We start from the raw sequence: 23204 nt of genomic DNA, 5'->3' as shown, positions 1-23204 counted from the left end.
CGGCTCACTGGAGTTCGGTCGCCCCCGCCACCTGGGCGAGCCACTTCTGCTCCAGCTGCTTGAGCGTGCCGGCCTCGGCGAGTTCCCCGACGGTCTTGCTGACGCACAGCGTGAGCGGGGAGTCCTTGTCCAGCAGCAGCCCGAACGCCTCCGGCGCACCCACCTGCGGCAGCTGGCCGACGATGGTGGCGTCGGTGACCTCCGAACCGGTGATGTAGAACGCGGTCGGCAGGTCGACCACCAGCCCGTCGATCTGGCCGTTCTGCAGGGCCTTCTTGGCGTCGTCGTTGCTGTTGTAGACCTGCGGCTTGACCGAGGGCTTGATCAGGGCGGTGATCGCCTGGTAGCTGGTCGTGCCGACCTGCGCGCCCAGCTTGGCGTTCTTCAGGTCCGCCACCGACTTCTTCCCGGCGATCTTCGACGACTTGAGCGCGATGACCGTCTGCCGCACCAGGTAGTACGGGGCGGAGAAGTCGACCGCCTGCTTGCGTTCCTCGGTGATGGAGAACTGGTTGATGTCGAAGTCGAAGGTCTTCGGGCCCGGGGCGATGGCGGTGTCGAACTTCACCCGGGTCCAGGTGACGTCCCCCCGGGCGTACCCGAGCCTCTCGGCCACCGCGTACGCGACGGCGGACTCGAAACCCTCGCCGCTGTCCGGCTTGTCGCCCTTGAACCACGGCTCGTACGCGGGCTCGTCGGTGGCGATGGTGAGCTTGCCCGGTGTCCGGGTCTTCAGGCTGTCCTTGGCGCAGGACGCCGCGGTGGGGACGACGTCGGGGGTGGTGGGCGTGGGGTCCTGCGGGGCGCATCCGGCCACGGCGACGAGGAGCACGGCGGCGGTGGCGGCGGCGCGGGTACGTGAGCTGCTGCTGACCATGGCCGCCAGGATAGAGAAGACCGCCGATCCCTCGAAGGGTGTCCCATCAGGTAGATGAGAGATCGATGTGCAAACGTGTCCGGTCCGTTGCCGGTGGCCGGTGACCCGCGCTCCGGCCGGCCGGAGCGCCCGGCGTCTCCGGCCCCGTCCCAGCCTGCGGGAACGGGATGTGGGCAGGGCGACCCGGCCGGACCCGGAGCGCACGGCGTCGGTGGGTGGCTGGAAGAATCCGGTTCCGTGAAGACGTTCGAGGAGTTGTTCGCCGAGCTCCAGGCCAAGGCAGCCGCCGGCACGCCGGGTTCCGGCACGGTCGACGCCCTGGCCAAGGGGGTGCACTTCGTCGGCAAGAAGGTCGTCGAGGAGGCGGCCGAGTCGTGGATGGCCGCCGAGCACGAGGGCCCGGAGCGCACCGCCGAGGAGATCTCCCAGCTGCTCTACCAGGTGCAGGTGCTGATGCTGGCCAGCGGTCTGGAGCTGAAGGACGTCTACCGACATCTGTGAGTGCGCCCGCGTCGTTGATCTGATCCGATCGAAGGAGCACTCCGTCATGCTGCGTGTCGCCGTACCCAACAAGGGGGCCCTGGCCGAGAAGGCCGCCCAGATGCTGCGCGAGGCGGGCTACCGCCAGCGCACCGACCCCAAGGACCTGGTCTGCCCGGACGAGGCCAACGACATCGAGTTCTTCTACCTGCGCCCGAAGGACATCGCCACCTACGTCGGCTCGGGTGACCTCGACGTCGGGATCACCGGCCGGGACCTGCTGATCGACTCCGGTGCGCCCGCCGAGGAGGTGGTCGACCTGGCCTTCGGCCGGGCCACCTTCCGCTTCGCCGCCCGCCCCGAGGACGTCGGCGACGTGCAGGAGCTGGGCGGTCACCGGATCGCCACCGCGTACCCGGGGCTGGTCGAGCGGTACCTCGCCGAACTGGGCGTCAAGGCCGACGTGATCCGGCTCGACGGCGCGGTGGAGAACGCCATCCGGCTCGGGGTCGCCGACGTCGTCGCCGACGTGGTGGAGACCGGCGCGACGCTGCGCCAGGCCGGACTGGTCGTGTTCGGGGAGCCGCTGCTGCGGTCCTCGGCGGTGCTGGTCCGCCGGGCCGACGCGCCGGCCCACCCGCAGGCGGAGCAGTTGCTGCGTCGCCTGCACGGGGTGCTGGTGGCCCGCCGTTACGTGATGCTCGCCTACGACGTGCCGGCGGGCCTGCTCGACCGGGCCAGCGGCCTCACCCCGGGCATCGAGTCGCCGACGGTCTCCCCGCTGCACCGGGAGGGCTGGGTCGCCGTGCAGGCGATGGTGCTCCGCGACGACGTCCACCGGATCATGGACGAGCTGTACGAGTTGGGTGCCCGCGCCATCCTGGTCACCAACATCCACGCCTGCCGGCTCTGATCCGACCGCCCGGCGGCCCGTACCACCCGTCGCGCCCTCGTGCTCGACGTCCCTCGTGCTCAACGGCCCTCGTGCTCAACGGCAATGGGGACGATACAGCGGCATCATCCCCCACGGATACCGCTGTATCGGCCCCATTGCCTCAGCCCGCCCTGCCCCCGCCCCGCCCTCGCCCGCCCCGTCCGGCCCCGACCAGTCCGACCAGGCCCGCTCGAACCGGGCGGGGCTGGTGGGGGTGGGTGGCGACGCGACGCCGTCCGGGTCGGGTGGCAGACTGGAGCGGTGAGCGACACCGAGTTGATCCGTCTCAGGCCGCGTCGTATCCGGGTCGTCTGCTGGGCCTCGGCGATCGCCCTGCTGGTGGTCTTCAGCCTGGTGGCCACCTCGTTGACCGGGGCGACCGGCGAGGGCTACGGCACCTTCCAGCGTGGCGACCAGGTTGCCATGGTCGGCCTCGGGGTGCTCGGCGCGCTCGGCATCCTGCTGTTCACCCGGCCCCGGGTCGAGGCGGACGCCCGGGGGGTCCGGGTGCGCAACATCCTCGGCTCGTACGAGCTGCCCTGGGAGGTCGTCCGGGGGGTGCGCTTCGACCGGGGCGCGCCCTGGGCCAGCCTGGAGCTGCACGACGACGACCTGCTGCCGATGGTGGCGCTCCAGGCCGCCGACAAGGAGATCGCGGTCGACGGGGTCCGCGCGTTGCGCCGGCTGCACCAGGCCCACCTGGCCGGCCTCGGCGGCACCCCGGCCCGCTGACCGTCCCGGCCGAGGAGCCGCCTCCGCCGGCCCGCTGGCCCGCTGACCGTCTGGAGGGCCGCTACCGGGGTTCTCGTACCGTGCTGACCTGCGGGCCCGGTTTGGGGGATGGCTGCGCCGGGGTGTAGTGTTGCCACGTCGACCAGACTGCCCCCGCCTGTGGCGTGTGGGTGGTCCCGAAGCGGAGCGCCTGCTCCCACCCGAGTCGCCCCTGAGGTGGCCGGGTCCGGTCACCGGTTCCGGGTTCGTCCCGGCACCGGATGCGCGATCATGTGATCGTGACGACCGGTCGAGCGGGCCCTGGCATGCGCCGGGGCCTTCTGCTTTCCGGGTCGCCCCCACCCGGGGGCCGCGCGGGGTCGGCCACGCAGCAGACTCGACTCGAGGAGGCCACATCAGCGTCGAACCACGCGTGAACGAGCAGATCCGGGCACGTGAGGTCCGACTGGTCGGCCCTGAGGGTGAGCAGGTGGGCATCGTCCCGCTGGAGCGCGCCCTGCAGCTGGCCGCGGACGTCGACCTGGACCTGGTCGAGGTTGCGCCGATGGCGCGCCCGCCGGTGTGCAAGCTCATGGACTTCGGCAAGTTCAAGTACGAGAGCGCACTCAAGGCGCGCGAAGCGCGGCGTAACCAGCAGCAGACCGTCATCAAGGAGATGAAGCTCCGGCCGAAGATCGACCCGCACGACTACGAGACCAAGAAGGGTCACGTGGTGCGGTTCCTCAAGGCCGGCGACAAGGTCAAGGTGACGATCATGTTCCGCGGTCGGGAGCAGAGCCGCCCGGAGCTGGGTTACCGGCTCCTGCGTCGGCTCGAGTCCGAGATCACGGACCTGGGATACGTCGAGGCCGCTCCGAAGCAGGACGGCCGTAACATGATCATGGTTCTCGCTCCGCACCGGGCCGTCAAGGCATCCGCGGTCGCCGCCACGGCGTCCCGTGGGGGCCCCCGGGACCGGGCCGCGGAGGAATCGGCCGCCCCGGCAGGTGGCGCGACCCCGGTGGTCGGCGAGACCGCAGCAGCCGGCGAGACCGGCCCGACCGCTGACACCAGCGGCCAGTAACAGGGAGAAGACGTTCCACATGCCGAAGATGAAGAGCCACACGGGTATGGGCAAGCGGGTCAAGGTGACCGGCAAGGGCAAGATCGTCGCCCAGCAGGCCGGCCTTCGCCACAACCTGGAGAAGAAGCCGTCCACCCAGACCCGGCGGCTGACCGGCACGGTCGAGCTGGCCAAGGCCGACGTCAAGCGCATCAAGAAGCTGCTCGGCCGCTGACGCGCGCCACCTTTACCTAACAAGGAGTTGAGATGGCACGCGTCAAGCGGGCTGTGAACGCCCAGAAGAAGCGTCGTACCCTGCTGGAGACCGCGAGCGGTTACCGCGGTCAGCGCTCCCGGCTGTACCGCAAGGCCAAGGAGCAGGTGCTGCACTCGATGCAGTACGCCTACCGGGACCGTCGCGACCGCAAGGGCGACTTCCGGCAGCTCTGGATCCAGCGCATCAACGCTGGCGCCCGGGCCAACGGCATGACCTACAACCGGCTGATCCAGGGCCTGCGCCTGGCCGGCATCGAGGTCGACCGCAAGATCCTGGCCGACCTGGCCGTCCACGACGCCGCGGCGTTCGCCGCGATCGTCGAGCTGGCCCGCGCCGCCGTGGCGGCCGAGGGCACCGGTGGCGCCGCGGCCCAGGCCGCCTGACCCACCCCGGCAGCAGATCGAGGCGTCTCCCATGCAGTCACCACCGCGCGGGAGACGCCTCGACGCCGTCACCGGCCCGTTCACGCCGCGTACGCCCCGGGTGGTCGCCGCCCGCCGGCTGCACCGCCGGCGCGACCGCGATGCCACCGGCCGGTTCCTGGCCGAGGGACCGCAGGCCGTCCGCGAGGCCCTCGACCGCACCGGCACGGTGGTGGAGCTGTTCGGCACCCCGGCCGCGCTCGACCGGCACGCCGACCTCGCGGCCGCTGCCGCCCGCGTCGACCTGCCCGTCTCCGAGGTCACCGACGAGGCCCTGGCCGCGCTCACCGAAACCGTCACGCCGCAGGGCGTGGTCGCCGTCTGCCGGCACCTCGACGTGCCGCTGGACGCCGCCCTGGCGCGTGGTCCCCGCCTGGTCGCGGTGCTCGCCGGCATCCGTGACCCGGGCAACGCCGGCACCGTGCTGCGCACCGCCGACGCGGCCGGCGCGGGCGCGGTGGTCTTCGCCGGCGACACCGTCGACCCGTACAACGGCAAGTGCGTGCGGGCCTCCGCCGGCAGCCTGTTCCACGTCGACGTGGTCCGCGCCGGCGACCCCGGGGCCGTGGTCGACGCGTTGCGCGCCGCCGGGCTCACCGTCCTCGCCACCACCGGGTACGGCGACAGCGACCTCGACGACCTCGCCGACCGGGGTCGGCTCGCCGCCCCCACCGCCTGGCTGTTCGGTGCCGAGGCGCACGGCCTGCCCGGGGAGCTGACCGCCGCCGCCGACGCCCGGGTCCGGGTGCCGCTGCACGGGCGGGCCGAGAGCCTGAACCTGGCTGCGGCCGCCGCCGTCTGCCTGTACGCTTCAGCCCGAGCACTGCGCCGACCCCGGTCGGGCGCACACCCAGCAGGGGAGCCGGTCACGTGAGGAACGCGCCACGGCGTTCGTTTAGCCAGCCCGCCGGTGTCGGCGGGCGGTGGGCCTGACCTTCCTCCGCGCGTAACTCCCACCGGCGGGCTGCGGCACCGCCGCGCGTCCGTAGACTCGCCTAGCCGCCCGGAAGGGCCGGCGCCGCCGTGAGGGAGTGCCCGTACGCCATGAGTTACCGCAACGATCCGTACGACCCGAAGCAGGTCGCCCTGCTCGACCCGGCCGCCCTGGCCGGGGCCGTGGCCGACGCCGAGAAGGCGTTCGCCGCCGCCGCCGACCCCGACGCGTTGACCGCGTTGCGACCCGCGCACCTCGGCGACCGGTCCCCGGTGTCGCTGGCCCGCCGGGAGATCGGCGCGCTGCCGCCGGCCGCGAAGTCCGACGCCGGCAAGCGGGTCAACGAGGCCCGGCGGGCCGTCGAGTCCGCCTACGCGGCCCGTGCCGAGGTGCTCGACCGCGAGCAGGCCGCCCGGGTGCTGGTCGAGGAGCGGGTCGACGTGACCCTGCCGTACGACCGGCGGCCCCGGGGGGCGCGGCACCCGCTGTCGACCCTGATGGAGCAGATCAGCGACCTGTTCGTCGGGATGGGCTACGAGGTGGCCGAGGGTCCCGAGGTCGAGTTGGAGTGGACCAACTTCGACGCGTTGAACATCCCCGCCGACCATCCGGCGCGCGGGTTGATGGACACCTTCCACATCGCACCCCCGCCCGGCGCGGACACCTCCGGCCTGGTGCTGCGCACCCACACCTCGCCGGTGCAGGCGCGCACCATGCTGACCCGCAAGCCCCCCATCTACGTGGTGGTGCCCGGCCGGGTCTACCGCACCGACGAGCTGGACGCCACCCACGCGCCCGTCTTCCACCAGGTCGAGGGCCTGGTGGTCGACCGGGGCATCACGATGGCGCACCTGCGTGGCACCCTCGACCACTTCGCCCGCGCCATGTTCGGCGAGGGGGCCAAGACCCGCTGGCGTCCGCACTACTTCCCGTTCACCGAGCCGTCGGGGGAGTTCGACGTCTGGTTCCCCGAGCACCGCGACGGCCCGCGCTGGGTCGAGTGGGGCGGCTGCGGCATGGTCAACCCGAGGGTGCTGCGGGCGTGTGGCATCGACCCCGAGGTCTACTCCGGGTTCGCGTTCGGCATGGGCATCGACCGGACGGTGATGTTCCGGCACGGGGTCAGCGACATGCGGGACATGGCCGAGGGTGACGTGCGGTTCACCCGCGCGTTCGGGGCCGGGGCGTAGGGCGATGCGGGTACGAGTCACGGAGACGGTGGTCTGAGTCATGCGAGTTTCTGTCAGTTGGCTGCGGGAGTACGTCGACCTCCCCGTCGACCTGCCCACCGAGGACCTGGAACAGGCCCTGGTGGACCTCGGCATCGAGGTCGAGTCCGTGGTGGACCTGCGCCGCACGGTCACCGGTCCGCTGGTCGTCGGTGAGGTCCGCGAGATCGAGGAGCTGACCGGGTTCAAGAAGCCGATCCGGCACTGCCTGGTCGACGTGGGCACCGCCAACGGCACCGGCGAGTTGCAGCAGATCGTCTGCGGGGCGCGTAACTTCGCCCCCGGCGACCGGGTCGTGGTGATCCTGCCCGGCGGGGTGCTGCCCGGCGACTTCACCATCGGCGCGCGCAAGACGTACGGTCGGATGTCGGCCGGCATGATCTGCTCGGCGATGGAGCTGGGCCTCGGCGACGACCACTCCGGCATCATCGTGCTGCCGCCGGACACCCCGGCCCGGCCCGGCGACGACGCCCGCCCCGTGGTGGGCCTCGACGACGTCGTGGTCGAGCTGGAGATCACCCCCGACCGGGGGTACGCGCTGAGCGTGCGCGGCATCGCCCGGGAGCTGGCGTACGCCCTCGGGGTGGCCTTCCGCGACCCAGGCCGGGTGCCCGCGCCGGCCGGTACGGCGCAGCCGGCGTACCCGGTGCAGGTGCGCGACACCGTCGGCTGCGACCGGTTCACCGCCCGGATGGTCCGGGGGGTCGACCCGACGGCGGCCACGCCCGGCTGGATGCGGCAGCGGCTGACCGTGGCCGGGGTCCGCAGCATCTCCCTGGCGGTGGACGTCACCAACTACGTGATGCTCGAACTGGGCCAGCCGATGCACGCCTTCGACGCCGACCGGCTCACCGGTCCGCTGGTGGTGCGCCGGGCCGAGGCGGGCGAGAAGGTGACCACCCTGGACGGTGTGGTCCGCTCCCTCACCGCCGAGGACATGGTGATCTGCGACGACACCGGCCCGATCTCGCTGGCCGCGGTGATGGGCGGCGAGACCAGCGAGGTGGTCGGCGGCACCACGAACGTGCTGCTGGAGGCCGCCCACTGGGACCCGGTGATGGTCGGCCGTACGGCCCGCCGGCACAAGCTGTTCAGTGAGGCGGCGAAGCGGTGGGAGCGGGGCGTCGACCCGGCGCTGCCGCTGGTGGCCCTCCAGCGTGCCGTCGAGCTGCTCACCACCCACGGCGGGGGCGAGGCCGGCGCGGAGATCCTCGACCTCGACCACGTCCGGCCGATGCGGCAGGTCGTCCTCCCGGTCGACCTGCCGTCGCGCCGGGTCGGGGTGGACTACTCCCCGCAGCGGGTGGTCGACCTGCTGGAGCAGGTGGGCTGCACGGTGATCCGGGGTGCCGACCGGCTGGCCGAGGACGCGGGCACGGTCGCGACGACGGCCGGTGGTGGTGACGTGCTCACCGTCACCCCGCCGACCTGGCGGCCCGACCTCACCGACCCGGCCGACCTGGTCGAGGAGGTGGTCCGCCTCGACGGGTACGACCGGGTGCCGTCGGTGCTGCCCACCGCGCCCCCCGGCCGGGGGCTGACCTGGCAGCAGCGTCGCCGTCGGGCGGTGGCCCGCTCGCTCGCCGAGCGCGGCTACGTCGAGGTGCTGGCCCTGCCGTTCGTCGCCCCGGAGTTGGCCGACCAGCTCGGGCTGCCGGCCGACGATCCGCGCCGGCCAGCGGTACGGCTGGCCAACCCGCTGTCCGAGGAGGAGCCGCTGCTGCGCACGACCCTGCTCGGCCCGCTGCTGGGCATCCTCAAGCGCAACCTGGGCCGGGGTCACCGTGACCTGGCGCTCTACGAGATCGGGGCGGTGTTCCACCCACGTCCCGGCGTGGGTGCGCCGCCGGCCATGGGGGTGGACCGCCGTCCCACCGACGCCGAGTTCGCCGCCGCCGACGCGGTGGTGCCCGCCCAGCCCCGGCACGTCGCGGTGGTGCTCACCGGGGACGTGGAGCCGGCCGGCTGGTGGGGGCCGGGCCGCGCCGCCGGCTGGGCCGACGCGGTGGAGGCCGGCCGGGCCGTGCTGGCCGCCGCCGACCTGCCGGCCGAGCGGATCGAGGTGCGGGCCGCCGAGCGGGCGCCCTGGCATCCCGGCCGCTGCGCCGCGCTGCTGGTCGACGGGGAGGTGGTCGGTCACGCCGGTGAGCTGCACCCGGCGGTGCTGGCCGCGTTGGAACTGCCCCGCCGGACCAGCGCCATGGAACTGGACCTGGACGCCCTGCCGGCGGCACCGGTCGTGTCCGCGCCGACGGTGTCCGGGTTCCCCCCGGCGCTGATCGACGTCGCGTTGGTGCTGGACGACACGGTGGCGGCCGCCGACGTCCGGGCCGCGCTGGTCGAGGGCGCGGGTGAGCTGCTGGAGCACGCCCGGCTCTTCGACGTGTACGCGTCGGAGTCGCTCGGCGCGGGTCGCCGGTCGCTGGCGTACAAGCTCACCTTCCGGGCACCGGACCGGACGCTGACCGTGGAGGAGGCGGTGGCCGCGCGGGACGCCGCCGTGGCCGTGGCCGCCCAGCGGTTCGGGGCGACCCTGCGCGGCGCCTGAGGTGTGACAGCCGACGACGGCCCCGACCCGGTCTCCGGGTCGGGGCCGTCGCGGTCACGTGTCGTCGGTGATCTCCCCGCAGGTACGCAGGGCCGAAAGGTCGCGGACGGTGATCCGCCGGTAGTCGGTCTCCACCAGCCCCTCGGCGCGTAGCTCCCGTAGCGCCTTCTGGATGGAGGTCTCGGCCGCGCCGCAGATGGTGGCGAGTTCCGGTTGGGTCAACCGGACGTCGATGACCATGGCGTCGCGGTCCTGCCGGCCGTGCGAGCGGCACAGCTCGGCCACCACCCGGGCCACCCGGATCTTCACCGGGTACGACGAGAAGTCGATCCGGCGACGGTTGGACCAGCGCAGCCGGTCGGAGACCATGGCGGCCAGTTCGAGGGCGGCGTCGGGATGGTCGCGCAGGAATGCCTTGAACTGTGCCGGCTGGATGACGCTGTAGCGGGTGGGGCCGCAGGTGGTCACCGTCGCCGACCGGGGATGGTCGTTGAGCGCCGACATCTCACCCACGAGGTCACCGCCGACCCGCAACGACAGCAGGGCGGTCCGCCCGTCGGGCAGCGAAGCGGTGACCTTCGTCAGGCCGTCCTCCAGTAGCACCAGGTACGCCTCGTGGCGACCCTCCTGGATGAGGATCTGCCCGGCGGGTACCTGCCGGCGGACGCCGGTGGCCAGCAACGCGTCCCGTACCGGGCGGTCGAGCCGTTGCAGGAAGGTCCCGTACGGCCAGTCGCCGTCGGTGGGGACATGGGGTTGCCGCATCAGCACCGGCATCCTCCTCAGCAGACGAGAGGTGCCGAAGCGTATCCGGGTTGACACAGCTCGCACCGCCCCGCGACGGACCGCGAGGGTCTCGGCGACCACCAGGGCCAGGATCACGGGCGGGGAGAGCCCGAGCGCCAGGAGCAGTTCGGTCAGGTTCGTCCACATGTTCCCAGCACAACCGACCCGGCCTAGCACGACATCTGTCCACGATGGGATGACCGGATACCGACAGTCCCGGCGATGCCGTACTTCTAGGGGGTCTGCGCCCTGCGGGGCGGTTTCCATGGGCACGGTGGTGCCCGCTCGCCGAGCGGGCTGACGACGAAGGGTGTGCCCATGCGACATCCCGAACGGCGTCTGCTGATCTCTGTGGACATGGAACGGTACAGCCGGCGCAGCAATCTTCAGCAGTACGAGGCACAGCAGAACTTCCACACGCTCCTGCAGGCGGCGGCGACCGACGTCGGCCTGGACCGGGTCACCTGGGCCACCCAACAGGCCGGGGACGGCGAGCTGGCGATCCTGCCCCGCGACGTGCCGGAGTCCCGGGTCATCGGCCGGTTCGTGCCGGAGCTGAACCGGCGGCTACGCGCGTTCAACAGCAGCCGGACGCCCGCCGCGCGGATCCGGCTGCGGGTGGCCGTACACCAGGGCCTGGTGCACCTGGACGGCGCGAACGGCTTCCCCGGCCACGCCGTCGTGCATGTCTGCCGGCTCTGCGACGCCAAGCCGGTGCGCCAGGCGCTGGCCGCGTTCCCCGACGCCGGCGTGGCGCTGGTGGTCTCGACGGAGATGTACCGCGACGTGGTCTGCGAGTACCCGGAGGAGATGCGGCCGGAACGGTTCCGCCGGATCGAGGTCGAGCATCCGGAGAAGGAGTTCCGGGAGCCGGCCTGGCTCTACGTGGTCGACGAGGACATGTCGGCGTGGCCGCCGCCGGAAGGGCCGGCCCCTACCGACGGGGATCCGGTCGATGCGCGCCCTGCCGGGCAGTCCGACACCGGGCGGCGGGCCCGCCCCGCCCCGGCGGTCGAGCCGGGCATCCGCACCGGCGACATCCGGGTGCGTGGGCAGAACGCCATCGGCGCCGGCGCGATGGCGATCGGCGAGATCGGCCGTGACCTGAACCTGCGTGCCGACCGAGACGGCAGGGACCGGTGACCGGTCCGCACCCGGGCGCACCCGCCACCGCGCCGGCGGCGGGCGTACCGGGCCCGGTCGGCCCCACCCCGAACGGGGGGCCTGTCCCATCGCCGAAGGGCTCTGCCAAAGTCCTCCACCCGCAGCCGGCTGCCTCGGCCCCGCCTACCCGACCTGCCCCGTCCGGCGGCGCACCGGTGGCGGCACCGGCCACTCCGGTGGAACCCGACCGGTCCGCCCCGGCCCGAGCTGGTCGGTCCACCCCGGCGCACGACTCTCCCGACCGCCCGGAGCGCGCTGCTCACCCGGAGCACGCGGACCGGGCCGAGCACGTGGACCGGCCGGAGCACGCGGACCGGCCCGAGCACGTCGACCGGTCCGAGCGCGCGGACCGCCCCGACCGCAAGCCGGTCGGCCGGGCCTCGGACAAGAAGTCGCCGGTGGATGAGCCGGCGGAGCCGCTCTATGCCGAGGAGGTGCTCCGGCAGGTGCAGGGGCTGCTCGGCAACGGCCCGATCAGCGCCGGTGACATGCGGGTGGCCGGCCAGAACGCGACCGGTCACGGTGCGATGGCCGTCGGCACGGTGAACGTCGGTGCGGTCCGTGACGGTCGGTCGGCCCGTATCTGGTTCGAGACCTTCACTGAAGGCACCGTGCGGGAGCTGTCCGACGCGTACGCCTCGACGTCGAGCGATCAGCAACTGGACCGTCGGCTCGGACAGCAGCATCTGGTCTGCCTCTCCGGGCCGCCCGCGAGCGGACGGTTCACCTCGGCCCGGCTGGCTGCCGCGCGTCGGCACGGGCTGGCCAGGGTGTGCCTGCTGGGGGGCGTGAAACAACCGGGCGACCTGCTCGCCTCGGACGTCACGATCCCCGGCGGGTACGGCTACGTGCTGCCGCTCGACGACGCCGGGGTGCGCGACGTCGACGGCCCCACCCTGATGGGGCTGGCGACCCGGGCGAAGAACCTGGACATGACGATCGTCCTGGTGGGGGACTTCTCCCGACGGCGCAGCGAACTCGCCGGGTACCTGGTGGAGCACCGTCCCGCTGCGGCCGCCGAGGTGTTCGGGGCGCAGCTGCGGTCCGCGCTGTCCAACAGGTGTGTCGGTGAATGCGGGAACGACTGCGATGGAGGATGCCTGGACGGGTACGTCGAGGAGTGCACCACGCATCCCGAGCTGCACGCGTACCTGACGAGTGAACCACGGCCGGAGGACCTGGCACCTCTGGTGGAGGACATCGCGTTACGGGTTCCGAGGGGTGCCTCGCTGCGGGCGCGGCTCGCCCAGTTGCTGCCCCGCCACCAGCGGGAGTGGGCGGCGCAGATCCTCGACGTGGAGGAGACGGTCGAGGGCTGGTCCGCCGAGCAGATCCGTGCCTTCCGGGTCTCCTGCGCGGTGCTGGCCGGCCGGCCGGTCGCCGAGATCCGGCAGGCAGCGTGGGCGCTGATCGAGCCGGTCACGCCGGCCCCGGTGCCGGCTCAGGCGCCCACCCCGGCCCCGGCCCCGGTCGCGGGGGCGGAGACGGGCGGTGGTCCACCGGTGGGCGGCACCCGGATGCGGGGCACGGTGCTCGACAACCTGCTGGGCGTGGCGTTGCGGCGGGCCGTGCGGATCGAGGACGGGGGGACGGCCGGCGGTACGCGGATCGCGTTCCAGGCCGCCAACGAGCAGCTCCGGTCGGTGTTGCTGGAAGTGGCCTGGACCGACTGGTGGCTGCCGGAGCAACTGCTGGACTGGCTGGCCGGCCTGGCCAGGGCAGAGGTGCCGGAGACCCGGCAGCTCGCTGCGGGGGCGCTGGGCTGGTCGGCGGGTCGCGATGTCGGTGCCGCACTGGCCACCGTCGCAGGACTGGCTGCGGAACCCCGGGCGGCGGTGCGGCAGGCGGCAGCCGTCGCCGTCGTCGCGATGGCGGTGCAGCCGGCCCTGGGGCACCGGGTCCGTGCCGAGCTGGACAGGTGGGCCAGCGGATCGGCGGCCCATCTGCGGGACACCGTCGCCCGGGCGTACGAGCTGGGGCTGGCCCGGCTCTGGCCCGACGCGGCGCTGGTCCATCTGTGGTGGGTGGCGCAGGCCCGGACGCAGCGGTGGCACAACTCGGTGGTGCGGGGGCTGGTCGAGGTCCATGTCGGCGGTCAGCCCGGTCTTCTGCTGACGACGCTGATCGACTGGACCCGGTCGGATGACCCGGAGGCGCGGCTGCACGCCGCCCGGACGCTGCGGGTGCTCGCCGAACGGTGGGCGCCGCCGCCCCGGGAGCACTGGCCCGAGTTGCTCGGCCTGGCCGGGCAGGGTGTTGTCGGGATGGCGGACCTCGCCACCCTCTGGGCGACCGCGTTGAGCCTGCCGGAGACCGCCTACCGTTCGTGGCGCACCCTCGGCTGGTGGCTCAGCGGCGCGGACGGGCAGCCCGAGGTGGCCGGGCGCTGTCTCGACCTGTTGCGCCTGGTGATCACCGGCCGGCCGTCGCTGCGGCATCGGCTCGACCACCAGCTGCATCACGTGTGGCGGCCGGTGATGCCCCGTAACTCCCTGCTGGACGACGTGCGACGACTGATCGACGAGGAGCAGAGATGACGACCCAGTCCGGTGATTCCGGTATCCGCCCGTCCGCGCCCCCGCGACGTCGGTGGTGGCACGTGCTGTTCCCGCCGGTCGCGCCGGTGGCCCGCCCGACGGGGTGGGTGACGTACCGGCACGACGTGCCCGCCCCCCTGCTCGTGCCGGCGAAGGGCGACGCCTTCGACTTCCGGCTGCACGCGGTCTATTCCTGGACCGCGCAGAACATCAGCTACGACGAGTTGCGGTTCCGGGCGGAGCGCTACCTGCCGTGGGCCGGTGGCATCCTGCGGGACCAGGCGTTGGACCTGGGCCGCGCCCACGAGCCGCACCGCTCGCACGAACTGGAACAGGCCCTCAACCAGCGGCTGGCCAACCAGCGTTGGCCCCGGGTCGGGCCGGAGCCGCACTTCGGCGTGCAGGTCCGGGTGATCCCGGACGAACGGGTCCGGGAGCGGTTGCGCCCGTACTGGGAGAACCGGATCTGGATGGAGTGCGAGCACGAGCTGCAGAAGATCCGGGCGCGTCAGGTGGACGAGTTGACCAGACGCTGGTGCGCGTTACTGCAGAGCATGGAGGACGACCCGGTGACCTCGCACGCCGCCCGATTGACCGGTGATGATTTTGCCGAGGTTTTCGCCCATTACGTGCAGGAGCGCCGGGGTGCGGTGCCCGATCTGGTCAGCCTGCTCCGTGAGGCGCTGCAGGGGCACTCGGATCTGGGCATGGGCCCGTCGGAGTACACCGAGGCGTGGGACGCGGCGCTGCGCACCTACCAGCGGCAGCACGGGCTCGCCGAACAGGCGAACTGAGCCGGTGGTCGGGTCCCGGTCCGGCAACCGGGACCCGGCCACCTCTTCGCACGCCGCTCCTGTGGGCGGATGTAGCGGTGTCGGCGGGGATCGATGGCGCTACGTCGGCCCATCGGAGTCGATCACCGCGATCGGGGGTGAGGGCGGTGCCGGTCATGTCATGCTCATGCGGCGGAGCGTATTAAGTTGCATCTGACTGGGGCGGCGGCTAACCTTCTCTGCATAGTCATGCGGAGGTTAGAATGGGTATCCGAGTTGCGGTCGCCGGGGCGAGCGGCTACGCCGGGGGCGAGCTGCTGCGCCTGATCGCCGGTCACCCCGAGTTCGACCTCGTCGCCGCCACCGCGCACCGCCAGGCCGGTGCGCCGGTCACCGCCGTACACCCGCAGCTCGTGGGGTTGGACCTGACGTTCGCGGCGACCGATCCGGCGACGCTGGCCGACGCGGACCTGGTCTTCCTGGCTCTGCCGCACGGCGAGTCGGCGGCGCTCGCCGCCGAACTGCCCGAGTCGGTGCGGGTGGTCGACCTCGGTGCCGACCACCGGCTGCGCGACGCCGACGCCTGGTCCCGCTACTACGGTGGCCCGCACGCCGGGGCGTGGACGTACGGCCTGCCGGAGCTGCCCGGCCAGCGGGCGGCGATCGCCGGGGCGACCCGGGTCGCCAACACCGGCTGTTACGCCGTCGCCATCACCCTGGCCCTCGCGCCGCTGATCGCCGCCGGTGCGGTCGCGCCGGCCGACGTGGTCGTGGTGGCCGCCTCCGGCACCTCCGGGGCCGGTCGGGCCGCCAAGGCGCACCTGCTCGGCAGTGAGGTGATGGGGGATCTGTCGCCCTACAAGGTGGGTGCCCACCAGCACGTTCCGGAGATCAAGCAGGCCACCGGCGCGACCGGGCTGTCGCTGACCCCGGTGCTGGCCCCGATGCCGCGCGGCATCCTCGCCACCGTCACCGCCGTGCCCACCGGCGATGCCGACCCGCGTGCGGTGCTGGCCGACGCGTACGCCGACGCGCCGTTCGTGCATCTGCTGCCCGAGGGGGCGTGGCCGCACACCGCCGCGACCGCCGGGGCGAACTCGTGCCACCTCCAGGCCACCGTCGACGTCGACTCCGGCCGGGTGATCGTGGTCAGCGCCATCGACAACCTCGGCAAGGGCGCCGCCGGCCAGGCGGTGCAGAACGCCAACCTGATGCTCGGCCTCCCCGAAACCACCGGCCTGCCCCTCTTTGGAGTTGCCCCGTGAGCGCGAGGAGCGCAGCGCAGCGGAGCCCCGCAGTCGCGAACAGACAGTCAGCATCGGTGAGCGCGAGGAGCGCAGCGCAGCGGAGCCCCGCAGTCGCGAACGAAAGGTCTGTCCCGTGAGTGTCACCGCCCCTCGGGGCTTCCGTGCGGCCGGTGTCGCGGCCGGGTTGAAGAGCGGCGGGGCCACCGACGTCGCCCTGGTCGTCAACGACGGTCCGGACGCCGGAGTGGCCGGCGTCTTCACCACCAACCGGGTCAGGGCCGCGCCGGTGCGCTGGACGCAGCAGGTCGTCCGGGGCGGCGTGGTCCGCGCGGTGGTGCTGAACTCCGGTGGCGCGAACGCCTGCACCGGCCCGGCCGGTTTCCAGGACACCCACGCCACCGCCGAGCACACCGCCGCGGCGCTCACCGCGTCCAGCCCCCGGCTGCGGCTCGGTGCCGGTGACGTGGCGGTCTGCTCGACCGGCCTGATCGGCGAGCGGCTGCCGATGGACAAGCTGCTGCCGGGGGTGCGTACCGCGATCCGGGCGTTGGCCCGCGACGGCGGCCCGGCCGCCGCCGAGGCGATCATGACGACGGACACCGTGCCGAAGACCACCGTCTCCCGGGGCACCGGGTGGAGCGTGGGCGGGATGGCGAAGGGCGCGGGCATGCTCGCCCCCGGCATGGCCACGATGTTGTGCGTGCTGACCACCGACGCGGTGGCCGGGCCGGAGTTGCTGGACGCGGCGTTGCGGGCGGCCACCCGGGTCACCTTCGACCGGGTCGACTCCGACGGGTGCATGTCCACCAACGACACGGTGCTGCTGCTGTCCAGTGGGGCGTCCGGGGTGGAGCCCGACGAGGCGGAGTTGACCGCCGCGGTCACCGCGGCCTGTCATGACCTGGCGCAGCAGTTGGTGGCCGACGCGGAGGGGGCGACCAAGCAGGTCGCCATCGAGGTGGTCGGTGCCGCCGACGAGGACGACGCGGTCGAGGTGGGCCGTTCGGTGGCCCGGAACAACCTGGTCAAGACGGCGTTGTTCGGCAACGACCCGAACTGGGGGCGGATCCTGGCCGCCGTCGGCACCACGGCCGCCGCGTTCGACCCGGACGCGGTGGACGTGGCGGTGAACGGGATCTGGGTGTGCCGGGGCGGTGCCGCCGCGGAGGACCGGTCCAAGGTCGACCTGACGGGGCGGGACGTCACCATCCGGATCGACCTGCACGCCGGCGCGGCGGCGGCCACGATCTGGACCAACGACCTGTCGCACGCGTACGTGCACGAGAACTCGGCGTACTCGACATGAGCCTGTCCGCGGATCTCACCCGGGCCCAGGTGAAGGCCGAGACGCTGATCGAGGCGCTGCCCTGGCTGGCCCGGTTCTCCGGGGCCACCGTCGTGGTCAAGTACGGCGGCAACGCGATGGTCGACCCGGCCCTGCAACGGGCCTTCGCCGCCGACATGGTCTTCCTGCGCTATGCCGGGCTCAAGCCGGTCGTGGTGCACGGAGGCGGGCCGCAGATCTCGGCGATGCTCGGTCGGCTCGGCATCGCCAGCGAGTTCAAGGGTGGCCTGCGGGTCACCACGCCGGAGGCGATGGACGTCGTCCGGATGGTGCTGGTGGGTCAGGTCGGCCGGGAACTGGTCGGCCTGATCAACGCGCACGGTCCGTTCGCCGTGGGCCTGTCCGGCGAGGACGCCGGCCTGTTCACCGCCGTGCGCCGGCCCGCGTACGTCGACGGTGAGGCGGTCGACGTGGGTCAGGTGGGTGACGTGGAGTCGGTGGACGTCTCGGCGGTGACCGACCTGATCGCGGCGGGCCGGATCCCGGTCATCTCGACCGTCGCGCCGGACGCCGACGGGGTGCTGCACAACCTCAACGCCGACACCGCCGCCGCCGCGCTGGCGATCGCCCTGGAAGCCCGCAAGCTGGTCGTCCTCACCGACGTCGCCGGTTTGTACGCCGACTGGCCGGACACCGCCAGCCTGGTCAGCGAGATCGACACGGAGGCGCTGGCGACGCTGTTGCCGTCCCTGGAGGCGGGGATGGTGCCCAAGATGGAGGCCTGCCTGCGGGCGGTGCGCGGGGGAGTGCCCGCCGCGCACGTCGTCGACGGCCGGGTCGCCCACTCCACGCTGCTGGAGGTCTTCACCTCGGAGGGGTTCGGCACGATGGTCGTCGACACCCCGACCGGGTCCACCAACCAGGAAGGCACGGTCGGTTCATGAGCACGCTGGTGGAACGCTGGCAGCAGTCCATGATGGACAACTACGGCACCCCGCCGCTGGCGCTGGCCTCCGGCTCGGGCGCGGTCGTCGTCGACGAGGCCGGCCGGGAGTACGTCGACCTGCTCGGCGGCATCGCGGTCAACTCCCTCGGGCACGCCCACCCCGCCGTGGTGGCCGCCGTGTCCAAACAGGTCGCCACCCTCGGCCACGTCTCCAACCTGTTCGTCGCCGAACCCCCGGTGGCGCTGGCGGAACTGCTGCTGGCGCTGGCCGGGCGGCCCGGTCGGGTGTTCTTCGCCAACTCCGGCGCGGAGGTCAACGAGGCCGCGTTCAAGCTGTCCCGGCTCACCGGCCGGTCGCACGTCGTCGCCACCGTCGGCGGTTTCCACGGCCGCACCATGGGGGCGTTGGCGTTGACCGGCCAGCCGGCGAAGGCCGACCCGTTCCGTCCCCTGCCCGGCGACGTCGACCACGTCCCGTACGGCGACGTGGCGGCGCTGGCGGCGGCCGTCACCGACGCGACGGCGATGGTGATCCTGGAGCCGGTGCAGGGCGAGAACGGGGTGGTCGTCCCGCCGCCCGGCTACCTGGCCGAGGCGCGGCGGATCACCGCCCGGCACGGTGCCCTGCTGGTCCTCGACGAGGTGCAGACCGGGATCGGGCGCACCGGGGACTGGTTCGCCCACCAGGCCGAGGGGGTCGAGCCGGACGTCGTCACCCTGGCCAAGGGGCTCGGCGGCGGGTTGCCGATCGGCGCCTGCCTGGCCTTCGGCCGGGCCGCCGAGCTGCTGCGCGCCGGGTCGCACGGCACCACCTTCGGCGGCAACCCGGTGAGCTGCGCCGCCGCCCTCGCGGTGGTCTCCACGATCGCCAGCGAGGGACTGCTCGACCACGTCAAGCGCACCGGTGAACGGCTGCGCCGGGGCATCGAGGCGCTGGGCCACCCGCTGGTGGCCGAGGTACGCGGGGCCGGGCTGCTGCTCGGTATCGTGCTCGCCGCGCCGGTCGCCGGCCCGGTGGCCGAGGCGCTGCGGTCGGCGGGGTTCCTGGTCAACCCGGTCCAGCCGGGCGTGATCCGGCTCGCCCCGCCGCTGGTCCTCACCGCCGAGCAGGTCGACGCGTTCCTGGCCGCCCTCCCCGCCGCCCTCGACGCCGCCACCCCCAACTCCACCCCGACCCCGACGGAGACCCGCACATGATCCGGCACCTGCTGGCCGACGACGACCTCACCCCGGCCGAACAGTCGGCCGTGCTCGACCTGGCCGCCCGGATGAAGGCCGACCGGTTCGGGTTCACCCCGCTGGCCGGGCCGCGTTCGGTGGCGGTGCTGTTCGACAAGCAGAGCCTGCGCACCCGGATCTCGTTCGACGCCGGCATCGCCGAGCTCGGCGGCCATCCGCTGGTGGTGGACACCCAGGTCACCCACTTCGGGCGGGGCGAGACGCTGGCCGACGCCGGCCGGGTGCTGTCCCGCTACGTCGCGGCCATCGTGCTGCGTACCCACGGCGACGACCGGATCGCCGAGGTGGCGGAGCACGCCACGGTGCCGGTGGTCAACGCGCTGACCGACGGCTACCACCCGTGCCAGCTCCTGGCCGACCTGCTCACCGTCCGCGAGCACTGCGGCGGCACCGCCGGGCGGACCCTGGCGTACGTGGGGGACGCGGCGAACAACCTGTCGCACTCGTACCTGCTGGCCGGGGCGACCGCCGGGATGCACGTGCGGGTCGCCGGGCCGGCCGGGTTCCAGCCCGATCCGGGGGTGCTGGACCGGGCCGGGAAGATCGCCGCCGGCACCGGCGGATCGGTACGGGCGCTTGTCGACCCGGTGGAGGCGGTCCGGGACGCCGACGTGGTCGCCACCGACACCTGGACCTCGATGGGGCAGGAGGACGACGGGCTGGACCGGATCACCCCGTTCCTGCCGTACCAGGTCAACACGGCGCTGCTCGGCCACGCCCGGCCGGACGTGAAGGTGCTGCACTGCCTGCCCGCGCACCGGGACGAGGAGATCACCAGCGAGGTGCTCGACGGCCCGCAGAGCGTGGTCTTCGACCAGGCGGAGAATCGGCTGCACGCCCAGAAGGCGCTGCTGACCTTTCTCCTGGAGGCCTCCTCATCATGACCGCCCCGACCCGCGCCGCCCGGCACGCCCGCATCGTCGAGTTGATCCGGGCCAGGGCGATCCGTTCCCAGACCGAGCTGGCCGACCTGTTGGCCGCCGACGGGGTGCAGGTCACCCAGGCCACCCTCTCCCGGGATCTGGAGGAGTTGGGTGCGGTGAAGGCCCGGGGCGGCGACGGGCGGGCCGGTTACCTGATCCCCGAGGACGGCCACCGGCCGCTGCGTGACGCCGAGGCGGCTCCCGCCCGGCTGATCCGGCTGCTGCGGGAACTGCTCAACGGGGTCGATTCCAGCGGCAACATCGCGGTGCTGCGCACCCCGCCGGGCGCGGCCCACTACCTGGCCAGCGCGGTGGACCGGGCGGGACTGGCCGAGGTGGTCGGCACCATCGCCGGTGACGACACCATCCTCGTGGTGGCCCGGGAGGCCGACGGTGGGGCCGCGCTCGGCGAGAAGCTCGCCGGGTGGGCCCGCCGCGACGACGGCGGCGAGACGAACACCCCGTGACCGGCCGGGTCACGGGTTCACAGACGACGGACGAGCCGACACCCGGGGGCGTGTACCCCACCGTCGGGGAGCGAAAGGTGAGCACTGCCAGAATGAGCGGCGTGGACGACAAGAGCCTGACCGAGAACAGCGCCGCGACGAACCGGACGAGCCTGTGGGGTGGCCGGTTCGCCGGTGGCCCCGCCGAGGCCCTGGCGCGGCTGTCGGTGAGCGTCCAGTTCGACTGGCGTCTCGCCCCGTACGACATCGCGGGTTCCCGGGCGCACGCCCGGGTGCTGGCCGGCGCGGGGCTGCTCGACCCCGACGAGCTGGGGAGGATCCTGGCCGCGTTGGACGACCTGGAGGCGGCCTGCGCGTCCGGGCAGTTCCGCCCGACGATCGACGACGAGGACGTGCACACCGCGTTGGAGCGGGGCCTGCTGGAGCGGCTGGGCAGTCTCGGTGGCAAGCTGCGCGCCGGCCGGTCCCGCAACGACCAGGTCGCCACCGATCTGCGGCTCTACCTGCGGGACCACGCCCGGGGGGTGGCCGCCCGGCTGGTCGAGCTGGCCGATGCCCTGGTGGAGCAGGCGGAACGGCACGTCGACACGGCGGCGCCGGGGATGACCCACCTCCAGCACGCCCAGCCGGTCACCTTCGGGCACTGGCTGCTGGCGCACGTCCAGCCGCTGCTGCGGGACCTGGAGCGGCTGCGCGACTGGGACCACCGGACGGCGGTCAGCCCGCTCGGTGCGGGGGCGCTGGCTGGCTCGGGCCTGCCGCTGGATCCGGTGGCGGTCTCCAAGGAGCTGGGCTTCCGGACGTCGTTCGCCAACTCGATGGACGCGGTCGCCGACCGGGACTTCGTCGCCGAGTTCCTCTTCGTCACCGCGCTGGTCGGGGTGCACCTGTCCCGCCTCGGCGAGGAGGTGGTGCTCTGGACGTCGCACGAGTTCGGCTGGGTCGAGCTGGACGACGCGTTCGCCACCGGGTCGTCGATCATGCCGCAGAAGAAGAACGCGGACATCGCCGAGCTGGCCCGGGGCAAGTCGGGCCGGCTGGTCGGTGGGCTGATGAGCGTGCTGACGATGCTCAAGGGCCTGCCGTTGGCCTACGACCGGGACATGCAGGAGGACAAGGAGCCCGCGTTCGACGCGGTCGACACCCTGGAGCTGCTGTTGCCGGCGCTGGCCGGGATGATCTCCACGATGACGGTACGGGTGGACCGCCTGGTCGCCGCCGCGCCGGTGGGCTTCTCGCTCGCCACCGAGGTCGCCGACTGGCTGGTGCGGCGCAACGTGCCGTTCCGCGATGCGCACGAGATCACCGGCAAGCTGGTGGCGCTCTGCGCGGCCCGCGACTGCGCCCTCGACGACGTGTCCGACGCCGATCTGGTGGCGGTCAGCGAGCACCTCGACCCGTCGGTGCGTGACGTGTTGTCGGTCCGGTCGGCGCTGGCCGCCCGGATCACCCCCGGCTCCACCGGCCCCGGCCCGGTCGCCGACCAGCTCGCTGCCGCGTCCGACCAGCTCACCGGCTGGCGGGAGTGGGCCGCCGAGCGGGTCGTCCCCCGCTGAGCTGACCCGCGCCGGTCGTCCGTCGTCCCGTGGTCCGGGGCGCGCGGGCGACCGGGCGCGGTCCGGCCGGTCCGCGTCCCGGCCGGTCGTGCGGGTGGCCGCCGGTCAGGTGGGGCGTTCGCGGCGGGGCAGCTTCGCCACCACCGCCTCGTACGAGCCGTCGACCGCCTCGACCAGTTCGTCGTCGGGGATGGCGCCGCCCAGGTCGAGCGCGTTCCAGCCGGAGCGGCCGACGTACGGCATCGGTCGGGCGTCGGCGGGGAACCGGTGCAGCCACTCGTCGGCGACCTCGCGGCTCGGGCCGCACTTCACCCCGACCCTGGCGGTGCCGTCGGGTGCGCCGAGGAACGCGAAGATCCGGCTGCCCACCTTCACCACCTCGTCGCCCTCCCAGGGCCGGTCCAGCCAGGCCCCCGGCTTGCCGAGGCAGTACGCCAGCATCTCCTCGCGGGTCATGGTGTCCTCCCGGTGCGGTGGTGGTCGGCCCAGTCTCCCCGAACCGACCTGCTCCGGCTGGTCGGCAGTCCTGACCGTTGCCGCCGCGTCGCCGCTGGCGGACGGTTGGAGAACACGTTAGGTAATCAGGGCGGCGTGGCTACGCTCAGTGACGTCTGCTCCTGGGGCGCCCTCATCTCCTCGCCTCCTTTGCTCTGCTGCCCTTTCCGCACCATCCTTCTGACCTGCGATTCTCGTAGGAGTTGAGGCGGCAGCTCCGAATGGCAGCCGCTACTCGCGGTGTCTGTCGCGTCGAGGTCAGCAGAGCAAAGCGTCGCAGGGGGAGAGGTGGCGACGGCCAGCGGACTACT

Annotated in this window: 22 protein-coding genes; 19 read left to right on the top strand and 3 right to left on the bottom strand. The window is 73.1% G+C overall.

What is annotated here, in order from left to right:
* Nucleotides 1–4: 4 nt before the first annotated feature.
* Nucleotides 5–877, bottom strand: coding sequence for an ABC transporter substrate-binding protein (locus JQX11_RS25965; protein WP_204927571.1), 873 nt, complete (start codon nucleotides 875–877; stop codon nucleotides 5–7).
* A 237-nt stretch (nucleotides 878–1114) separates the two neighbouring features.
* Here JQX11_RS25965 and JQX11_RS25960 point away from each other — a divergent pair, with 237 nt between their 5' ends.
* From JQX11_RS25960 to pheT, 9 genes are all read left to right on the top strand, one after another.
* Nucleotides 1115–1378 carry a phosphoribosyl-ATP diphosphatase gene (locus JQX11_RS25960; RefSeq protein WP_067305135.1) on the top strand — a complete coding sequence of 88 codons (264 nt, stop codon included), beginning with the start codon at nucleotides 1115–1117 and terminating at the stop codon, nucleotides 1376–1378.
* A 46-nt stretch (nucleotides 1379–1424) separates the two neighbouring features.
* On the top strand, nucleotides 1425–2270 hold the full coding sequence (gene hisG, locus JQX11_RS25955; protein WP_204927570.1) for an ATP phosphoribosyltransferase: 846 nt from the start codon (nucleotides 1425–1427) through the stop codon (nucleotides 2268–2270).
* Nucleotides 2271–2552: 282 nt separating this feature from the next.
* The gene (locus JQX11_RS25950; RefSeq protein WP_204927569.1) at nucleotides 2553–3023 is read left to right on the top strand and encodes a PH domain-containing protein; all 471 of its coding nucleotides are present in this window, start codon (nucleotides 2553–2555) and stop codon (nucleotides 3021–3023) included.
* A 412-nt stretch (nucleotides 3024–3435) separates the two neighbouring features.
* Nucleotides 3436–4086, top strand: a complete 651-nt coding sequence (gene infC / locus JQX11_RS25945) for a translation initiation factor IF-3 (RefSeq protein WP_204927568.1) — start codon at nucleotides 3436–3438, stop codon at nucleotides 4084–4086.
* 19 nt (nucleotides 4087–4105) lie between these two features.
* On the top strand, nucleotides 4106–4300 hold the full coding sequence (rpmI, locus tag JQX11_RS25940) for a 50S ribosomal protein L35 (RefSeq protein ID WP_026267805.1): 195 nt from the start codon (nucleotides 4106–4108) through the stop codon (nucleotides 4298–4300).
* Between the two features lie 32 nt (nucleotides 4301–4332).
* Nucleotides 4333–4725, top strand: coding sequence for a 50S ribosomal protein L20 (gene rplT / locus JQX11_RS25935; protein ID WP_088645192.1), 393 nt, complete (start codon nucleotides 4333–4335; stop codon nucleotides 4723–4725).
* A gap of 31 nt (nucleotides 4726–4756) precedes the next feature.
* Nucleotides 4757–5638, top strand: a complete 882-nt coding sequence (locus tag JQX11_RS25930; RefSeq protein WP_204927567.1) for a TrmH family RNA methyltransferase — start codon at nucleotides 4757–4759, stop codon at nucleotides 5636–5638.
* Between the two features lie 170 nt (nucleotides 5639–5808).
* Nucleotides 5809–6888, top strand: coding sequence for a phenylalanine--tRNA ligase subunit alpha (gene pheS / locus JQX11_RS25925; protein ID WP_204927566.1), 1080 nt, complete (start codon nucleotides 5809–5811; stop codon nucleotides 6886–6888).
* A 40-nt stretch (nucleotides 6889–6928) separates the two neighbouring features.
* Nucleotides 6929–9475, top strand: coding sequence for a phenylalanine--tRNA ligase subunit beta (gene pheT, locus JQX11_RS25920; RefSeq protein ID WP_204927565.1), 2547 nt, complete (start codon nucleotides 6929–6931; stop codon nucleotides 9473–9475).
* 54 nt (nucleotides 9476–9529) lie between these two features.
* Here pheT and JQX11_RS25915 read toward each other — a convergent pair whose 3' ends face one another.
* The gene (locus tag JQX11_RS25915; RefSeq protein ID WP_232378601.1) at nucleotides 9530–10408 is read right to left on the bottom strand and encodes a Crp/Fnr family transcriptional regulator; all 879 of its coding nucleotides are present in this window, start codon (nucleotides 10406–10408) and stop codon (nucleotides 9530–9532) included.
* Nucleotides 10409–10579: 171 nt separating this feature from the next.
* Here JQX11_RS25915 and JQX11_RS25910 point away from each other — a divergent pair, with 171 nt between their 5' ends.
* The 10 genes from JQX11_RS25910 (at nucleotide 10580) to argH (ending at nucleotide 22398) form a co-directional block, all read left to right on the top strand.
* Nucleotides 10580–11404, top strand: coding sequence for a hypothetical protein (locus JQX11_RS25910; protein ID WP_204927564.1), 825 nt, complete (start codon nucleotides 10580–10582; stop codon nucleotides 11402–11404).
* Nucleotides 11405–11823: 419 nt separating this feature from the next.
* Complete coding sequence (locus JQX11_RS25905; RefSeq protein WP_204927563.1) at nucleotides 11824–13962, top strand: hypothetical protein; 2139 nt, start codon at nucleotides 11824–11826, stop codon at nucleotides 13960–13962.
* Nucleotides 13959–14756: a hypothetical protein gene (locus JQX11_RS25900; RefSeq protein WP_232378600.1), complete on the top strand. Its 798-nt coding sequence runs from the start codon at nucleotides 13959–13961 to the stop codon at nucleotides 14754–14756. The genes JQX11_RS25905 and JQX11_RS25900 overlap by 4 nt, the downstream gene beginning before the upstream one ends.
* Nucleotides 14757–14998: 242 nt before the next feature.
* Nucleotides 14999–16000 carry an N-acetyl-gamma-glutamyl-phosphate reductase gene (gene argC / locus JQX11_RS25895; RefSeq protein WP_204927562.1) on the top strand — a complete coding sequence of 334 codons (1002 nt, stop codon included), beginning with the start codon at nucleotides 14999–15001 and terminating at the stop codon, nucleotides 15998–16000.
* Between the two features lie 115 nt (nucleotides 16001–16115).
* Nucleotides 16116–17288 (top strand): bifunctional glutamate N-acetyltransferase/amino-acid acetyltransferase ArgJ, encoded by a 1173-nt coding sequence (gene argJ, locus JQX11_RS25890; RefSeq protein WP_204927561.1) that lies wholly within the window; start codon nucleotides 16116–16118, stop codon nucleotides 17286–17288.
* Entirely contained in the window at nucleotides 17285–18211 is a 927-nt protein-coding gene (argB, locus tag JQX11_RS25885) for an acetylglutamate kinase (RefSeq protein ID WP_204927560.1), read from the top strand. Before argJ ends, argB begins: the two co-directional genes overlap by 4 nt.
* Nucleotides 18208–19410 carry an acetylornithine transaminase gene (locus JQX11_RS25880; protein ID WP_204927559.1) on the top strand — a complete coding sequence of 401 codons (1203 nt, stop codon included), beginning with the start codon at nucleotides 18208–18210 and terminating at the stop codon, nucleotides 19408–19410. The genes argB and JQX11_RS25880 overlap by 4 nt, the downstream gene beginning before the upstream one ends.
* Entirely contained in the window at nucleotides 19407–20336 is a 930-nt protein-coding gene (argF, locus tag JQX11_RS25875; protein ID WP_204927558.1) for an ornithine carbamoyltransferase, read from the top strand. The genes JQX11_RS25880 and argF overlap by 4 nt, the downstream gene beginning before the upstream one ends.
* Nucleotides 20333–20842, top strand: a complete 510-nt coding sequence (locus tag JQX11_RS25870; protein WP_204927557.1) for an arginine repressor — start codon at nucleotides 20333–20335, stop codon at nucleotides 20840–20842. Before argF ends, JQX11_RS25870 begins: the two co-directional genes overlap by 4 nt.
* 92 nt (nucleotides 20843–20934) lie before the next feature.
* Nucleotides 20935–22398, top strand: a complete 1464-nt coding sequence (argH, locus tag JQX11_RS25865; RefSeq protein WP_204927710.1) for an argininosuccinate lyase — start codon at nucleotides 20935–20937, stop codon at nucleotides 22396–22398.
* Nucleotides 22399–22503: 105 nt separating this feature from the next.
* Here the strand turns inward: argH and JQX11_RS25860 are convergent, their stop codons facing one another.
* Entirely contained in the window at nucleotides 22504–22854 is a 351-nt protein-coding gene (locus JQX11_RS25860) for an MmcQ/YjbR family DNA-binding protein (RefSeq protein ID WP_204927556.1), read from the bottom strand.
* Between the last annotated feature and the right edge of the window lie 350 nt (nucleotides 22855–23204).

It is taken from the genome of Micromonospora humida (assembly GCF_016901255.1).
GTDB classification, from domain to species: Bacteria; Actinomycetota; Actinomycetes; order Mycobacteriales; family Micromonosporaceae; genus Micromonospora; species Micromonospora wenchangensis.
This window is presented reverse-complemented; position numbering and strand designations above follow the sequence as displayed.

What these genes read in the sequence shown, in the direction of transcription:
- JQX11_RS25880 (WP_204927559.1), top strand. Translation starts at nt 18,208, where the DNA reads ATGAGCACGCTGGTGGAACGCTGGCAGCAGTCCATGATGGACAACTAC.
- argF (WP_204927558.1), top strand. Translation starts at nt 19,407, where the DNA reads ATGATCCGGCACCTGCTGGCCGACGACGACCTCACCCCGGCCGAACAG.
- JQX11_RS25930 (WP_204927567.1), top strand. Translation starts at nt 4,757, where the DNA reads ATGCAGTCACCACCGCGCGGGAGACGCCTCGACGCCGTCACCGGCCCG.
- hisG (WP_204927570.1), top strand. Translation starts at nt 1,425, where the DNA reads ATGCTGCGTGTCGCCGTACCCAACAAGGGGGCCCTGGCCGAGAAGGCC.
- argB (WP_204927560.1), top strand. Translation starts at nt 17,285, where the DNA reads ATGAGCCTGTCCGCGGATCTCACCCGGGCCCAGGTGAAGGCCGAGACG.
- rplT (WP_088645192.1), top strand. Translation starts at nt 4,333, where the DNA reads ATGGCACGCGTCAAGCGGGCTGTGAACGCCCAGAAGAAGCGTCGTACC.
- argH (WP_204927710.1), top strand. Translation starts at nt 20,935, where the DNA reads ATGAGCGGCGTGGACGACAAGAGCCTGACCGAGAACAGCGCCGCGACG.
- argC (WP_204927562.1), top strand. Translation starts at nt 14,999, where the DNA reads ATGGGTATCCGAGTTGCGGTCGCCGGGGCGAGCGGCTACGCCGGGGGC.
- pheT (WP_204927565.1), top strand. Translation starts at nt 6,929, where the DNA reads ATGCGAGTTTCTGTCAGTTGGCTGCGGGAGTACGTCGACCTCCCCGTC.
- rpmI (WP_026267805.1), top strand. Translation starts at nt 4,106, where the DNA reads ATGCCGAAGATGAAGAGCCACACGGGTATGGGCAAGCGGGTCAAGGTG.
- JQX11_RS25860 (WP_204927556.1), bottom strand. Translation starts at nt 22,854, where the DNA reads ATGACCCGCGAGGAGATGCTGGCGTACTGCCTCGGCAAGCCGGGGGCC.
- JQX11_RS25910 (WP_204927564.1), top strand. Translation starts at nt 10,580, where the DNA reads ATGCGACATCCCGAACGGCGTCTGCTGATCTCTGTGGACATGGAACGG.
- JQX11_RS25915 (WP_232378601.1), bottom strand. Translation starts at nt 10,408, where the DNA reads ATGTGGACGAACCTGACCGAACTGCTCCTGGCGCTCGGGCTCTCCCCG.
- pheS (WP_204927566.1), top strand. Translation starts at nt 5,809, where the DNA reads ATGAGTTACCGCAACGATCCGTACGACCCGAAGCAGGTCGCCCTGCTC.
- JQX11_RS25965 (WP_204927571.1), bottom strand. Translation starts at nt 877, where the DNA reads ATGGTCAGCAGCAGCTCACGTACCCGCGCCGCCGCCACCGCCGCCGTG.
- JQX11_RS25900 (WP_232378600.1), top strand. Translation starts at nt 13,959, where the DNA reads ATGACGACCCAGTCCGGTGATTCCGGTATCCGCCCGTCCGCGCCCCCG.
- JQX11_RS25870 (WP_204927557.1), top strand. Translation starts at nt 20,333, where the DNA reads ATGACCGCCCCGACCCGCGCCGCCCGGCACGCCCGCATCGTCGAGTTG.